Source organism: Pseudoalteromonas distincta (assembly GCF_005877035.1).
GTDB lineage: Bacteria > Pseudomonadota > Gammaproteobacteria > Enterobacterales > Alteromonadaceae > Pseudoalteromonas > Pseudoalteromonas distincta.
The window spans coordinates 1678086-1694404 of record NZ_CP040558.1; the positions used below are offsets into that span (position 1 = coordinate 1678086).

The window sequence follows — 16319 nt, forward strand, 5'->3', positions numbered from 1 at the left end:
AATTTAGGAGTTATTATGGAGCTTTCAGCGTTAACGGCTATCTCTCCAGTGGATGGTCGCTACGGCAGCAAAACCACTGAACTACGCAGTATTTTCAGCGAATTTGGCTTAATTAAATACCGCGTAATTGTTGAAGTGCGTTGGTTGCAAGCGTTAGCTGCAGCAAGCGATATCAAAGAAGTACCTGCATTTAGCGAGCAAGCAAATGCACTACTTAACGCTATTGTAGATAACTTCAGCGAAGCTGATGCACAGCGCGTTAAAGATATTGAACGCACTACAAACCACGATGTTAAAGCGGTTGAATACTTATTAAAAGAAAAAGTAGCCGATAACAGTGAGCTTCATGCAATCAATGAATTTATTCACTTTGCTTGTACTTCAGAAGATATTAACAACCTATCTCATGGTTTAATGCTTAGCGAAGCACGTAACAAGGTTTTGCTTCCTTATTGCGATGAGCTTTTAAGCGCAATTAAAGAAAAAGCGATTGAGTACAAAGCCATTCCAATGATGACTCGTACGCACGGGCAACCAGCTACACCATCAACGATGGGTAAAGAGTTTGCTAACGTATACATGCGTTTGAAGCGTCAACGAGACCAAATTGCTCAAGTAGAAATGCTAGGTAAAGTTAACGGTGCTGTTGGTAACTACAACGCTCACCTTAGTGCATACCCAGATTACGACTGGCATACTCACGCAGATAAATTTGTATCAAGCTTAGGTTTAACACTAAATCCATTTACGACACAAATTGAACCGCATGACTATATTGCAGAGTTGTTTGACGCAATTGCACGTTTTAACACTATATTGCTCGATTTTGACCGTGACATGTGGGGCTACATTGCCCTTAATCACTTTAAGCAAAAAACAATTGCTGGCGAAATTGGCTCATCAACAATGCCGCATAAAGTTAACCCAATTGATTTTGAAAACTCAGAAGGCAACTTAGGCTTAGCAAACGCTATTTTTGCTCATCTTGCACAAAAATTACCAGTTTCTCGCTGGCAGCGTGACCTTACCGATTCAACGGTATTACGTAACTTAGGTGTAGGTATGGGTTATGCGATTATTGCATACCAATCAACACTTAAAGGTGTGAGCAAGCTTGAAGTAAACGAGCAACGTTTAGCTGACGAGCTTGATCAAAACTGGGAATTGCTAGCCGAGCCGATTCAAACCGTTATGCGTAAATATGGTATTGAAAAGCCATACGAAAAACTTAAAGATTTAACACGCGGTAAACGTGTAAATCAAGAAATAATGGCTGACTTTATCGATGGTCTTGACCTTCCAGAGCACGCTAAAGTAGAAATGAAAAAACTAACACCTGCTAATTACATTGGTCGTGCTGTTGAGTTTATTGATGATTTAGTTTAAAAACTAAATTGCTCTTTTAAAAAGCGAAAGGATCATCCTTTCGCTTTTTTTGTTTTAACCCCATTGCACTAACTAGTAGGCATAATGTATGTATCAATTAAAAATAAATAATTTGTCTGAGCAAGAGTTTTTAAGCCATTTTTGGCAAAAAAAACCGCTTTTAATCAAACAAGGTTTTGCTGATTTTCAAGACCCGCTTGATGCTAATGAACTTGCCGGTCTCGCAATGGAAGAAAGCATAGAGTCGCGTATTATCACCAATCATAAAAATGACTGGCAAACGCACCAAGGTCCATTTGAAGACTTTGAGCAATTAACAGACGATCATTCTACATTACTCGTGCAAGCAGTTGATCACTGGCATAGCGAAGCTGCACAACTACTAGAGCCATTTAGGTTTATTCCAAACTGGCGCATAGATGATTTAATGATCAGCTATTCAACGCCTAATGGTGGTGTTGGCCCACATTTAGACCAATATGACGTATTTATTATTCAAGGCGAAGGTAAACGTCATTGGCGCGTAGGCCTGCCCGATCCAACACTTAAGCAGTTTGCTCAAAACAAAAAATTACTGCAAGTAGAAGCATTTGAAGCCGTAATCGATTGCATATTAGAACCAGGCGATATTTTATATATTCCACCAGGGTGCCCTCACGAAGGTTACGCTGTAGAAAACGCACTAAATTATTCAGTTGGTTTTAGAGCACCAAATCAACAAGATTTATTGTCGAGCTTTGCCGATCATATTATTGATACCGAAAGCGGACAAAAACGTTATACCGATCACAACATCACATTAAGAAAATCAAAGGGTGAACTTACAAACCTTGAAGTTGATAAAGTTAAAACATTGATGGCGGCACTTTTAGAAAATGACGATTTATTTAAACAATGGCTAGGCTCAACGCTTAGTCAGCCCAAACATGAAATGGATTTAGCGCCAGTAGAGCCTCCATTTACGTCAGAGCAAATAAGCGATGATTTAAGTAATGAAGAAGCAGTGTTTGAACGCTTAGGTGGCACACGCGCTATTTATCAGCAACTCGATACAGAAGTTTTACTAAGTGTAAATGGCGAAAATTACGCTATGCCGTTAACCGACTTAGCGGCGGTAAAACTACTTACCGATCATACTGACTTTAAAAGTTCAGCATTAAATTTAACAAAGCCAAGTTTAGTTTTTACTCAAACTTTTACTACACTTGTTAATGAGGGGATCTGGTTTAATATAGACCACGAGTAATAATACCAATTATATTAATAATGATGAGCATTTTACAGCGTAAGATATTATGTATACAGGTCAGTTAAAATTTTTAATTTTCATCTGATATTGGCTTAAATAATTTTGCTGTGATTGCTTACTCATTCTAATTTGGTATCAATAGGAGTTTGCAATGGGCTATCTGGTTGATAAGGTTGAATGGGATATAAAAAAAGATATGCTACAAAAAATTCGAGAGCGAGTTTTTGTTTACGAGTTACATATCCCCAAGCATATCGAATTTGATAGCCTAGATAAAATTGCATTACATGTACTTGTTACAGACGATGCAAACTGCCCAATAGCAACAGGTAGATTATGTACAGATGGCTTAATCGGCAGAATAGCTGTATTACCTGAGCACCGTAATCGCAAAGTATATACATCGCTTCTCAACTTTATTGTTGAATTAGCCTCAAACCAAGGTATTGAAGAAGTAAGCATTAATTGTATTTTAAATGAGGTAGAACGTTTTAAGCGAAATGGCTTTATTCAGCAAGGGAATGTATTTATGGAGGCGGGAATTCCTAGGCAACGTATGCAATGCCCTGTTTCGGCGTTTAATACTACTCCCTTTACACTTGTGCATTAGATAAAGAAAAGGGCAATAAATAAGCTATCACCCTCTACTTTTTTACTTAACTGTATTAGTTCAGACAAGATCTGACACATCAACTTGAAAAAGTGAGAGTTACCCGTTTTGATAAAAGGTGTCGAATCTTTAAATCAAAACATATAAGAGGTAACTCTCATGCTACATACTAACAATCCAATTATTAAACACAAAGCGGGTTTACTTAATCTTGCAGAAGAACTTGGCAACGTATCAAGAGCCTGCAAAGTGATGGGCGTATCCCGTGATACATTTTATCGATATCAAGAACTCGTCGAAGACGGTGGACTTGATGCGTTAATTGATAAAAGTCGTAGAGCGCCAAACTTAAAAAATAGAGTTGATGAAGCAACTGAACAAGCCGTCATTAAATACGCTGTCGATTATCCAGCTCATGGCCAACACAGAACGAGTAATGAACTCAGAAAACAAGGCGTATTCGTTTCTGGCAGCGGTGTTCGTTCAATATGGCTACGTCATGACCTAGAGAACTTCAAAAAGCGTCTCAAGGCACTAGAAAATAAAGTTGCTAACGAAGGTATCATTCTCACCGACGCTCAAGTAGCTGCACTTGAAAAGAAAAAACATGATGACGAAGCGTGTGGTGAAATTGAAACGGCTCACCCAGGTTATCTAGGCTCTCAAGATACATTTTACGTGGGTAATCTCAAAGGCGTTGGGCGTATCTACCAACAAACCTTCGTTGATACATACAGCAAAGTAGCGTTCGCTAAGCTCTACACCACGAAAACGCCAATTACTGCGGCTGACATACTCAACGACAAAGTACTGCCGTACTTCGAACAGTACGAGCTTCCCATGCTACGTATTCTAACCGATAGAGGCACTGAATATTGTGGCAAAGTCGAACATCATGATTACCAGTTATATCTGGCTATTAATGATATCGATCATACAAAAACCAAAGCTATGTCACCGCAAACAAATGGTATCTGCGAACGCTTCCACAAAACGATACTCAATGAATTCTATCAAGTTACATTCCGTAAAAAGCTATATAGCTCATTAGCGGAATTGCAAAAGGATCTGGACGAATGGATGATTTATTACAATAATGACCGAACTCATCAAGGAAAAATATGCTGTGGCAGAACGCCATTAGAAACTTTATTAGATGGAAAATTGATCTGGGCTGAGAAAAATTTAGCTCAAATCTAGACTGACAGTCACCGATTAAAAAACGGGTAACTGTCAGATCAAGTCTGAGCTAGTACAACTTAACCCAAACTGTCGTTATTTTGCCTCATTTGCCCACAGCGGTTCATTATCATACATTTCGTACAAGCCATGTGCTCTATTGATAAGTAAGTTAGCAAAGTCTACTTGTGTTTTATCACGCGCGCCTGTACTCATAATCTGATCCGCTTTTAATTGCCACTGCAAAGAAAAATACCGCATTGCATCACGCGCATCTGTAGCTGCACTTACTTCAGCATGATCTGTAGGTAAGCGCCCTGTTACTACCCAATATGTTTTACCGTTCTGTGCTTTAAATTTCCACATAGCACAAAGTGGTGCTAAAAATCGGCTGTCTTTATCAACTACTGATTTTGGCATAATGCCCTTTTCAGCTAAATGCTTTTGCGCTGTTTGAAAACATTCGCGTTGCCACTGCATTCTTTGCTCATCAGTTATAACTTGTTCTTTTGCTGTTAACGGCTTTTTTTCTTGTTGCTGCATTTTTATTAACCTTTTACTTCTTTTTTAACACTCTAAGGGCTTAGTAAATAAGGTGCAAGTATAAAACGGTCATTTGCACCTTAAAGCGCTCTGTTTGCTGTGTTTTTAGCCAAACTATTATTTTATATTGTGATCAAACGAACCCACATCACCCGGAAATACTACCGGCGACTCAACACCGTCTTTACTGACAGAGGCTACACCAAAGTAATAATTATCAATCACTACGTTTTTAAGTGTGTACTGTGAAACCTTACCAACGTATTTACTAAACTGCCATTGCGACTCGCTCGTGTAACGCCAATAAATTTTATAGCCAGCAATATTTTCATCACTGCTTTGTTGCCATGAAAACGACGTATCAGCTGTAACAGCTCCCTTTATTTTAACTTCTTTTGGCGGTGCGGGCGCCCACGCCATAGATGCCATAGTTACCGCATTAAGTGAAGTTAACTTAGCTGTATAATCAAAATCAACGCCTTCAATAGTATCGCCATACTCAACGCCATTTTCAGTGCGTAAATCTTGATGCTGACGATCGTAGTGCTCGTTAGTTTCCATAATACGCACTGCAGCAAAACCTGCATCATTAAATGGACGATGATGCCCACCACGGCCAAATCTATCTAATCGATATACAAGCATTGTATCTAGGTTAGGAATGTATCTGTCAGCAATAGTATCTATGTAGCGCGCTAAATTTCGACTCGCCGAATCAACTTCACCACCCGTAAAGCGGCGAGTATTAGCTTCCTCTTTTGTTTCTACAACACGGGTACCTTCTGAAAATATACGCGCAGTTGTATTATCAGTTACCCCATTAATACCGGTAATATTGCCAATCATATCGTTGTTTAAAACGCCATGAACTTGCCAGTCATGCTTTTGCGCATAAGCCGTTAATATTTTTCCGCCAAACAAACCCTGCTCTTCGCCCGAAAGCGCCGCGTAAACTACCGAACCATTAAATTTGTATTTACTTAAAACACGAGCAGCTTCAATTACTCCCGCCACACCTGATGCGTTATCATTTGCCCCAGGTGAATCACTCGTAAAGTCCATAACATCACTTACACGAGAATCTATATCACCCGACATAATCACCATGCGATTAGGCTCGCTTGACCCTCGTTGAATAGCCACAATGTTAACCACTTCAACAGGATTAGGAATGCGTTTTTCGCCCGATATAGTGTCCTTTACTTCAATGATTTCCAGACAACCGCCACACTGCGCGGATATTTTTTCAAATTCATTCTTTATCCAGCGCCTAGCCGCACCAATACCTCGAGTATCCGATTTAGTTTCTGAAAGCGTATGGCGAGTACCGAAATCCACCAGCGTTTGAATGTCACTACCAATACGTTCGGCTGATACTTGAGCTGCTATATCATGTAATTTTTGTTGTTCTGTATATTGAAGTTGTGTTTTCCCATGTGCTGATAGTGCAAGTGTACAAGCGCCTGCAATTGCAGTAAATTTAAGTAACGTTGTTGTGATTTTCAAAGGTGTTTTAAGCATCTATTAGCTCCTAATTATTATAGTGTAACCATTACTTAACTAAGATTTTATGGCAATACATTTGAGGTAGATGTAGAAAGGATCACGCTAAAGCGCATTTACAAGAGGTTATTAGGATAGTAAAAAGCCCACTACCTTTTATAGGTACTGGGCCAAAATTTATTATGCATATTTTTAATGAGTGGTTTTAATATCAAATTCTTTCAAAAAGGCCTCATGTCCTCCTAAGCTTGCAAGCACACCAGCAGAAAACATAAATATTAATACAAATGCTAAACAGCTCAAAAACTCCGAACTATTTTCAGGCTTAATATAGTAGTTAAGTAAAAAACCACTCAACACACCTATAAAAGCTATTTTGCTAAATAAAAAGTAACTTGGGATCTCAAATGCCCAAACTGAGGTATTGTTTACAAACTGCCTATATCCATACGTCATAAAAGCCAACATACCAACAATACTAATTGCAAAAGTAGACACTGTGGTTAATACGCTCATATTTTTATAAATAAGCACATACCCTAATCGTAAAGAATAGATAAATACCGCAAACCACGCTAAAACAGCAGGCCCTAAAATCAATCCCATTTCCAATCCTTGAATAACGTCTAAGTGGTTAATTGCTAATACAATATTATATTTAGAGGTTAAATTACAAACCTTGTTACACAATAATCTACAAAAAAATGTGATTTTCGTGGCACACTGTAATTGTGTATACATTAATAGTTTAAGTTATGCGTCAGCTAAAAGAAGATACAATTAAAAGTAACCTTATTGAGTCGCAGCAAAGTGCATACGGCCCAGTATGCGTGTATCAAAACAAAGAATACCGTTGGTTAACGCTTGCACAAAAAACCAATGAAGATATAACAATTCAAGGCGTTATGAACCTTACGCACCCAGAGCAAGTAATAGTACCTGTAAACCAATGTATGATGTTATTTTTACTTAAACCGGTAGATACACTAAATATATTAAATTTAGGTTTAGGCACTGCAGGGTTTGAGCGAATTATGTATCACTTACAAAGTAATACGCCTTACATAAACACCATCAATACATTTAACACGGTAGAAATAAACCCAAGCATTGCCTTAATTGCAGCCCAGCACTTTAAGTTACCAATTAAGCACAGCAGCTATTTACAATGCGCCGAGCAATATATTACCCAATGCACTGATCACTTTAACGTAATCACTATCGATATTTTTAGTGGTGAATATCATCAGCCTTTTTTAACCAGCGATAGCTTTTGGCAAAATATAAATCGCTGCAGTGAGCAAAATACGCAAGTAATCATTAATTTAAACCCACAAACAGGCCAAGAGCTGCAAATGCTTTTAGTACTTTTAAGGCAACATTTTAAGTGCTTAGCGATAATAGAGTTTAACGAATACAAAAATATAGTGATCATACTAAGCCAACAAACATTAATGCATATAAACGTTGATGAAATACAAAACTCACCGGTGTTTATAAACTTTGCGCCAGACCTTTATAAAAGTATTAACAGCATTTACCACATTGAATAAAACGCTTTACCGACCAGGTTCATGTTTTTCATAGCACGGTAAGCTTGTTTCGAGCTGCTCCCAGTTAGCTTTAGACGTAACAAAGTTATGCGATAATACCTGCTCAGTAATATCGGTATCGAATATTCCTAAACGAATTCGTATTCTGCTTTTGTCATCATTATTGCTGCTGTAAACAGGCGAGCCACAACATCTACAAAAATAACGTGTGCGCCCTGCTTTAAAACTATACTCGCTAAGTAGTGCCTGCCCTTTAGTTATTGTGAAGTCATCTGTATTTACAAAGCCATTGGTTGCAAATGCAGTCCCGCTGTTTTTTCTGCACAGTGAACAATGACAATGAATAATGCTGGTTATACTGCCCGACACTTCAACGTTTACTTCACCACACAAACACGAACCCGTATACATATAACATCCTAACTATTAAATTATTTTTATACTCAGTTAAAATTTGCTGAGTTGATTTTATAAATACAATAACAACATTATATTTCTCAAGCTCTATTAAACCATAACTTTTGTTTTAGTGATTGACATAAAAAAATTAAATTGGTTATATAGTTATTAATAAAAAGCTATAGCCAAAATCTAAATTGGTTAACCAAATATCAATAATATTACGAGAGCCAATTATGCATTCCAAACATATTTTAATTCTTTGCTTATTCAGCACGCTCTCAGCGTGTTCAAACATTAACAAAAATACATCGAGCGATTGGCTGCTTATTGATAATTTTGAAAACTCTCTTAGCGACTGGCAAAATGTCGATACCCAAAATGAAACTAAGCCACAGGTTAAAAATCCACAAATCACGGTTATACAATCAGAACAAGCAAACTCATCAACAAATCATTATTTACTAAAAAAGCCTGCGGCTGAGGGCATTGTTGGCAATCGTAAAGCACTTTCTTATACAAAGCTTCCACAAGCGGTTGAAGTTGGTCAAACCTACACATTTTATATACGTATAAACGTCGCTGCGTTTCCTAATAACCATGCTTTTGGATTGAGTAACCTTACTCCAGCGCTAATAAATAAACATGCTTACGATGCCTTTGAGCCAACACTTCGCGTAACCGATAAAACAGAATCAAACGGGTTTGTAAACGATGGCGCTTTAATGGTTAAAACCGACAGCGGATATAGCAACATTCAAAACTACACTACAAAACAGTCAGCTAAACCTCTGCAAACAAATACTTGGTACGACGTATGGTACGTTGTTAATAACGCAGCAGCCTCAGAGCAAGGTCAGCAATATGATGTTTACGTAAAAGGTGGTGAGTTTAACAGTCAAACGCTGGTATATAAAAATGCACAATTTAGAATGAAGCGCGAACAACCTCTTATATACTTTTTAGCAAACTGTAATACAGGCCCAATTAAAAAACCTTACGGAAATGGTGGTCTCAGATATGACGATTTATACATGAGCGAAGGAATAAACCTAAGTAACCCAACGCAATAAATAAGAATAACACTCATAATTAATGCCCCACAAACCTGCATTTAAAAATACTTAAATGGTATGATACTCACCATTATTTGCCATTTAAGTTTTTAAAATGTATCGATTATTTGAAAAAATGACAAAAGCATTTCCTGAGGACCAACCCACTCAGCCGCCTTCGACTTTATTTGCTTTTTGTCGTCACTACACCAAAGGAATGGAATTGTCGTTGGTGCTAATGTCAATCAGCGCCGCCATGCTCGCTATTTTAGAGGTTTCTTTATTTAGCTACATGGGCCAACTTGTTGATTGGTTAACGGCCTACACACCCGAAACCTTGTTTGTAGAGCAAAAATCAGAACTTATCAAAATGGCTGTCATGCTCTTACTCGTATTGCCCGTAGTCGTATTTTTTCATTCTGCTATTTTGCACCAAGCATTACTGGGCAATTACCCTATGTCGATTCGCTGGTTAGCGCATCGTTATTTACTGCGCCAAAGTGTTAGCTTTTATCAAAATGAATTTGCAGGAAGAATAGCCACTAAAGTGCTACAAACCTCTTTAGCCGTTCGCGAAACAGTGACCAAACTACTCGATGTATTAATGTATATCGTGGTTTATTTTGGCTCAATGGTATTTTTAGTTGCCGAAGCTGATTGGCGCTTAATGATCCCTTTATTAGTTTGGTTGGTTTTATACATTTGCGTGCAACTTTACTTTGTACCGCGCCTTAAAAAAATTGCCAGCTCACAAGCCGATGCGCGCTCAGAAATGACCGGCCGTATTGTTGATAGTTACACTAACATTTCAACTATTAAATTGTTTTCGTATACCCAGCGTGAAGAGCAATACGCAAAACAAAGCATGGATGTATTTTTACAGCCTGTGTACAAGCAAATGCGCTTAGTAACCAGCTTAAACTTTGTTATTCAAAGCTTAAATTACCTATTAGTATTTTCGGTTGCCGCTGTATCACTTTATTTATGGTCACTTAGTGCAATTAGCGCCGGCGCCATTGCAGTTGCTGTTAGCTTAGCGCTCAGATTAAACGGTATGGCGCAGTGGATCATGTGGGAAATAAGCAGCTTATTTGAAAACATTGGCACCGTAGCCGATGGTATGAAAACACTGTCAAACCCTATCGAAGTTGCCGATAAACCAAACGCTAATACGCTTAACGTAAGCCAAGGTGCCATTGAGTTTAACAACGTACACTTTAATTACGGAAAAGCTGCAAACGAGACTAATCGCAGCCCTGTAATGAACGGTTTAAACTTAAATATTAAACCTGGCGAGAAAATTGGTTTAGTTGGTCGCTCTGGCGCGGGTAAATCAACACTTGTTAACTTATTACTGCGTTTTTATGATACCGACTCTGGAACAATAAAAATTGATGGGCAAAACATCACAGACGTCAGCCAAGAAAGCCTACGCAGATATATAGCCATGGTAACGCAAGATACCTCCTTGCTTCATCGTTCAGTAAAAGACAATATTTTGTACGGTCGCCCCGATGCAACCCACGATGAGATGATTAACGCCACCAAACAAGCTAAGGCGCTTGAGTTTATAAACGACTTGGTCGACAGCAAAGGTAATAAAGGCTTTGATGCACAAGTGGGCGAACGCGGTGTTACGCTTTCAGGCGGTCAACGCCAACGTATTGCTATTGCACGTGTACTACTTAAAAATGCACCCATACTTATACTCGACGAAGCCACCAGCGCACTCGACTCAGAAGTAGAAGCCGCAATTCAGGCAAGTCTTGATGACTTAATGACAGGTAAAACAGTTATTGCCATAGCGCACAGGCTCTCAACCATTGCACAAATGGATAGATTAATTGTACTTGATGACGGCGGCGTAGTTGAGCAAGGCACTCATGAACAATTAATTGCTAAGGGTGGAATATACGCAGCACTATGGACACACCAAACAGGCGGGTTTATAGGCGTCGATTAACCATTAATATTACCTTACGGTAGAGGTGGTTTTATTCTGCTTCTACTTTAAACAAAAAAGCGAAGATGCCTTAAAGGCTCTTCGCTTTTTTTATCGTTATAAATAAATTTTATAACTTTTTTATAAATTAAGAGATTAGCCTTAACCCTATCATTATCAGCATAACCACATTAGCAAGTACGCCGATTAAAAAAAAGTAACTACGTGGGCTTGGGTTTTTCTCCGTTGCTATAGCGTAGTACAGCGCCATGTGAATTAAACGCGCAATTAAATACACCCAAATACACATTGCAAAAATCGGGCTTTGATAATTAATTACAAACGCAAATAACACCGTACCTATAAATAATGCACTGTTTTCAAGCGTATTATGAAACGTACGATGTGCTCTAAATATAAAGCTGTCGTGTGATAAATCCTCGTCAATTTTACCTGGTACAGCATTTGGTTCTTTAGCTTTGCTAAACGTAGCCACAGCCCACTGTACAAGCAACATAATTAAATAGAGGTAAAATGCCAAATAGGCAGAAAGTGCAACTTCAGTCATTATTAAATCCCTTGTTTTGTTTTTAACTTAGTATTGATTGCAATTTTAAAGCCTAAGTTAATACACTGATATTAAAGGGGTTAATTTAATAAGCCTAATTACATATGTAAGTAACACACAGCATTATATAAAATTTACTTGTTATAATTTTAAAAAATAACATCAAAACTAAACTGTATACTGCTGGTTTACTCCGATCTAAAAAGCTTAAACTCTTCAAGCGAAGCATCCCATAACGCAACCTGATTACGCCCCAAGGACTTAGCCTCATAAAGAGCTAAATCTGCCTGTTCAATCAACTCAGAAGGTGTTCTTGCTTTAAATTTAATAGACGTAACCCCAAAGCTACACGTAACAGGAATATCATCAAATGTCGCTTTTTCAACTTTAATACGAATAGCCTCAGCTATACGTATTGCTTGCTCTTGAGTTGTGTTGGGCAAAATAATACAAAATTCTTCGCCACCAAAACGGGCCACGCTATCACTTTTACGTATATTAGCTTGTAAAAGCTCGGCTACGCCACAAAGTACTGTGTCGCCAATGCTATGCCCATAGGTGTCGTTAACGCTTTTAAAATGATCAATATCGACCATTAAAATACAGTACTCTTCAATCTGAGGTAAATCCAAAAAGTCGCGATTCATAACCTCAAATAAAATACGACGGTTATAACAATTGGTTAAAGGGTCTCTTGCTGCCAAATAGTCTAACTCTTCATTACGTTTTTTAGAGGCAATAAAACTTCTATAAACCAGTAATACAATAGCTAAACAAGCGGCTAATAAAAATGCGAGCGCAATACTGGCGTATTTATTCTTTGATAGCTCTAGCTCTGATATAACTCTAGCTTGGGCGGCGATTTCAATTTGATTATTTTTCTTTTCAAGCTCAAGCTGATGGCGTTTTTCTTTTTCTCTTAACGTCTCAAGCTCTATTTCCATTTTGTGCGAATGTAAATGTGCTTTTTCAAGCGCCAATTTATCTTCATTTCTTTCATTTTGAATAATATCGGTTAGGGCTATTTCTTCTTCTGCATAACGAAGTGACTCTTCTATACGACCACGCAATTTTTCTGCTATTCGAATTTCACGATAGGCATATAGCATATGTAATTTATCATCTATTTCGGTTGATAAAGCGAGTGACCTTTTCAGTAAGGAAATCGCCTCATTTGTATCAATACCAATTAAAATGCCCGCAAGCGCAGTAAGCGACTTTATCTCATAAAGTTTACCACCTGTTTCTCTGGCAAACGACAACGACTCTTTGTAATACTCTATAGCCTTGTTGTTATTTCCTTGGGCACGATAAATATTACCAATAATACGTGCTGTTGTAGAAATGTACGATGTAAGGTTTTTGTTTTTATAAGTGACATAAGCTTTTTTAGCATATTGCATTGCTGATGCTAAGTCGCCAGATTCGAGGTTAATAACAGCCATTTCTCTTAAAGCTGAAGCGAGCGTTTTTTCCTCGACCATACCTTTTGGCAAATCGATAGTTATTTGATAGAAAAATTCGGCCTGATCAAACTGCCTTAATCGTGTATATACCAGTCCCATTTGATTTGATGTTTTAGCAATCCCAAGCATGTTATTTACTTTTTTATAATATAAATATGCCTCATTTATATGTTCAAGTGATTTTTCATAAAGATTAATATGACGATAAATAATACCCGCCCCTAGTAATGCTTTAGCAAAGCCAACAGGATCGTCAATGTCTTTATGTATTTCTAATGCGCGAGTGGAGTAATCAAGGGCTAAAACTAAGTTATCTAAATAACGGTGTGCTTCTGCTAGTGTATTTAAAGTACGCGCCATTAGCTTTAAATCACCTAAACTTGTGTATATTTCTAAAGCTTTTGTATAAAAGTGAGCCGTTTGCTCTCTATTTTTGAGGCGTTTGTACGACTGAGCTAATTTTTTATACGTTTCACCTAACTGTCTTTGTATTAATTCGTCTTCGTCAACAAGGTATTTTAAAGCAGATGTATATTGCGCGTTCGCGTTATCGTACTTTTTTTGCCCATAAAACGAATCTCCCTTAATAAGTAGCACTTGCGCTATAAAAAAGTCATCGCCATACACAAGGGTTGTTGGTAATAAAGTTTCAATACGGGTAGTAAGTTCGTCATAACGTTTTTCTTCTAATAATATATTTATATAATCAATAGACGCCTTTATTTGGTTTCGTGAATCATTTAATTTGCTGTAGTAAACAGAGGATTGTAAAAAGTGCTCGAGCGATTCATTAATATTATTATTTTTTTTATTCGCCCTACCTAGCAAGTTATGTAGCTTTGCGCTGAGTAACATGTCATCAGCACTTTGCGTTTGTGACAACAACGACTTACTTAGTTCAATACTTATTATAGCGTCAGTATCTATAAGTAATTCAGCTCTTTTAAGCAGCCCTGCATTAGATTCATTAGTTAAACTGTATGAGGTGGTTTCTTGTGCGTAAGCGCTGTTTAAGCTAACAAACAAAGCAAAAAGCAAAGCTTTCACTAAAAATGTAAAATTATAAATTCGCTTTACAATGAAACTATGTATTTGCGAAGGTAAATCCATATTTCGCTTATGATTCAAGTAGGTATAAAATTCCATATTTACCATTTTAGTAATTTATTATTAATACAATTCAAAAGGCTGGTGATAAAATATACAAACCGGCGCAATACATCAAGTATTGCTGCTATATGAATACTTTTAATTTATAATTTTAGCATAATTATGCATAGAGCAAGCCTAACTTCTTAGTTTTAGTGTAACTAACACAATTCCATGATCAGTACTTAAATCATCACGCTCAAATTCGGGGTTAATTAAGTGACGATCATAAGTATTATACTCAATCACCTCAAAAAAACTGCCAAGGTAGCTGGCATCAAACTCACAAGATAATAAAATATAATCAAGCACGGAGCTGCTCGCGCCATAATAATGTGTTGGTGCTCTTAAAGGCATAAGCTTAGTTGCATTAACATTTTTTGCTTCGTTTTCATCAGCTAAATCAAAAATGCTATGGCTTTCACTATGGCTTATTTCATCGCTAGCCATTGCCTCACCATTAGACAGTTCATCTTCGCTTAGCTGCGACTTAACAAACAAATCCCATGAATCATTTAAACAATATTTAGCGAGGTAGGTTTTAGCATCAAATGCAGGCGCAAAGCGTAGCGTACTTGTCAGTAAATGGCTTAATACGCCATCCGCAAGTTCATTATTAAAGTCTCCCATTAATAGCATGGGTTGTTGCGTAGCTTCGCGACGAGCAATCATTTGTATCATTAGTAATGTAGCTTCACTGCCACGCTGAATAGTTGAGCCCCACCCACCCGCTACATTCGCTTTTAAAATTTCAATTATGTTTTGCTCGGGTGTAAGCTCTTTATTATGTTCATCAACATTAATCATTGGGCGCTTAGATTTAAAATGCACCACGTAACAATCGGTATTACCTATATGCGGCAGCGTTATAGTTGCTCTTAGTACTTTACGACTAAAAGTAAACTCACTATTAAGGCCAAGCGCATTTGCAAGCTCACTATCGTGCTCAACCGCTGCTACTTCAACTATGGGGTATTTAGAGGCGATTGCCACTACAGGGCGTTTATAAATAAAGTCATCAATCACCTCTGGCGTATCAACTACAGCAAAGTAATTATAACCTTGCTCGCCTACTAGCTCTTTTAACGAGTCAATACTAAACACTTCCTGAAAACCAATCACATCAGGGGCATGTTCTGTTAAATAATCAACAATCCAACGCTGCTTTTTAGCCCACTGCTGCGCGGTATAAATTTTCTCAAACTCATAGTATGCATTGGGCGGCTCAAGATAGTTAAACAGGTTAAATGTGGCTATTTTTAGTTGAGTGTTAATAATTCCAGATTCATCACTTTTTAAATCTGTATCTAACTGTTTAAGATCTTGATTGCTGATGGGGTTCGCCTAAGTAAAGTTGAAAGTGTTGCCTGCTTATAAACTATCATTTTATTACATGTTTACGTAATAAATCAGCCAGCTTAATTGTAATTTTATGCACTCTTTTATTCTATACCAATCCGCAATAATACTTAATCATTTTACGGGGCTAAACGTGTCGCTACCAGTGTTAAAAAATTCTCATTTACGACTGCATGGATGCAGAAGGTAGAGCAATGCAGGAGCAATTGCCGAGAACAACTAAATAGCAAATTTTTTGCCTAGCTATCAACACGTTTTTCCAGCCTCAAAATAGATCACTTAATTAAGCGAATTGGTATTAGTCTTTATTATATCCCTCAATAAATAGCATTAACGTGCTTAACCATATAAAATTCGC

The 16319-nt window shown here is 37.6% G+C and carries 14 protein-coding genes; 7 read left to right on the plus strand and 7 right to left on the minus strand.

The window, feature by feature from the left end:
• Positions 1–15 precede the first annotated feature (15 nt).
• The 4 genes from purB to FFU37_RS07505 all read left to right on the plus strand — a co-directional run bounded on the left by purB (position 16) and on the right by FFU37_RS07505 (position 4445).
• Positions 16–1386: an adenylosuccinate lyase gene (purB, locus tag FFU37_RS07490; protein WP_002962710.1), complete on the plus strand. Its 1371-nt coding sequence runs from the start codon at positions 16–18 to the stop codon at positions 1384–1386.
• A gap of 88 nt (positions 1387–1474) precedes the next feature.
• Complete coding sequence (locus tag FFU37_RS07495) at positions 1475–2632, plus strand: ribosomal protein uL16 3-hydroxylase (RefSeq protein ID WP_138489141.1); 1158 nt, start codon at positions 1475–1477, stop codon at positions 2630–2632.
• Positions 2633–2786: 154 nt separating this feature from the next.
• Positions 2787–3245, plus strand: coding sequence for a GNAT family N-acetyltransferase (locus FFU37_RS07500; RefSeq protein ID WP_024606109.1), 459 nt, complete (start codon positions 2787–2789; stop codon positions 3243–3245).
• Between the two features lie 159 nt (positions 3246–3404).
• Positions 3405–4445, plus strand: a complete 1041-nt coding sequence (locus FFU37_RS07505) for an IS481 family transposase (RefSeq protein WP_138488686.1) — start codon at positions 3405–3407, stop codon at positions 4443–4445.
• Between the two features lie 75 nt (positions 4446–4520).
• Here FFU37_RS07505 and FFU37_RS07510 read toward each other — a convergent pair whose 3' ends face one another.
• From FFU37_RS07510 to FFU37_RS07520, 3 genes are all read right to left on the minus strand, one after another.
• Positions 4521–4967 (minus strand): DUF4826 family protein, encoded by a 447-nt coding sequence (locus FFU37_RS07510; protein WP_024594685.1) that lies wholly within the window; start codon positions 4965–4967, stop codon positions 4521–4523.
• Positions 4968–5084: 117 nt separating this feature from the next.
• On the minus strand, positions 5085–6488 hold the full coding sequence (locus tag FFU37_RS07515) for a M28 family peptidase (RefSeq protein ID WP_138489142.1): 1404 nt from the start codon (positions 6486–6488) through the stop codon (positions 5085–5087).
• A 174-nt stretch (positions 6489–6662) separates the two neighbouring features.
• Positions 6663–7076 (minus strand): hypothetical protein, encoded by a 414-nt coding sequence (locus FFU37_RS07520; protein WP_002962719.1) that lies wholly within the window; start codon positions 7074–7076, stop codon positions 6663–6665.
• A 149-nt stretch (positions 7077–7225) separates the two neighbouring features.
• On the opposite strand from FFU37_RS07520, the gene FFU37_RS07525 reads away from it, so the two are divergent.
• Positions 7226–8023, plus strand: coding sequence for a class I SAM-dependent methyltransferase (locus FFU37_RS07525; protein ID WP_138489143.1), 798 nt, complete (start codon positions 7226–7228; stop codon positions 8021–8023).
• A 6-nt stretch (positions 8024–8029) separates the two neighbouring features.
• On the opposite strand, the gene FFU37_RS07530 is transcribed toward FFU37_RS07525, so the two are convergent.
• On the minus strand, positions 8030–8434 hold the full coding sequence (locus FFU37_RS07530) for a GFA family protein (protein ID WP_138489144.1): 405 nt from the start codon (positions 8432–8434) through the stop codon (positions 8030–8032).
• A gap of 224 nt (positions 8435–8658) precedes the next feature.
• Between FFU37_RS07530 and FFU37_RS07535 the strand changes: the two genes are divergently transcribed.
• Together FFU37_RS07535 and FFU37_RS07540 are read left to right on the plus strand one after the other, a co-directional pair.
• Positions 8659–9495 (plus strand): hypothetical protein, encoded by an 837-nt coding sequence (locus FFU37_RS07535; RefSeq protein WP_138489145.1) that lies wholly within the window; start codon positions 8659–8661, stop codon positions 9493–9495.
• 97 nt (positions 9496–9592) lie between these two features.
• Complete coding sequence (locus FFU37_RS07540) at positions 9593–11440, plus strand: ABC transporter ATP-binding protein (protein WP_138489146.1); 1848 nt, start codon at positions 9593–9595, stop codon at positions 11438–11440.
• 127 nt (positions 11441–11567) lie between these two features.
• On the opposite strand, the gene FFU37_RS07545 is transcribed toward FFU37_RS07540, so the two are convergent.
• The 3 genes from FFU37_RS07545 to FFU37_RS07555 form a co-directional block, all read right to left on the minus strand.
• Positions 11568–11987 carry an MAPEG family protein gene (locus FFU37_RS07545; protein WP_002963227.1) on the minus strand — a complete coding sequence of 140 codons (420 nt, stop codon included), beginning with the start codon at positions 11985–11987 and terminating at the stop codon, positions 11568–11570.
• Positions 11988–12175: 188 nt separating this feature from the next.
• Positions 12176–14563 (minus strand): tetratricopeptide repeat-containing diguanylate cyclase, encoded by a 2388-nt coding sequence (locus tag FFU37_RS07550; protein WP_138489147.1) that lies wholly within the window; start codon positions 14561–14563, stop codon positions 12176–12178.
• A 177-nt stretch (positions 14564–14740) separates the two neighbouring features.
• Positions 14741–15844, minus strand: a complete 1104-nt coding sequence (locus tag FFU37_RS07555; RefSeq protein WP_138489148.1) for an endonuclease/exonuclease/phosphatase family protein — start codon at positions 15842–15844, stop codon at positions 14741–14743.
• Positions 15845–16319: the final 475 nt, after the last annotated feature.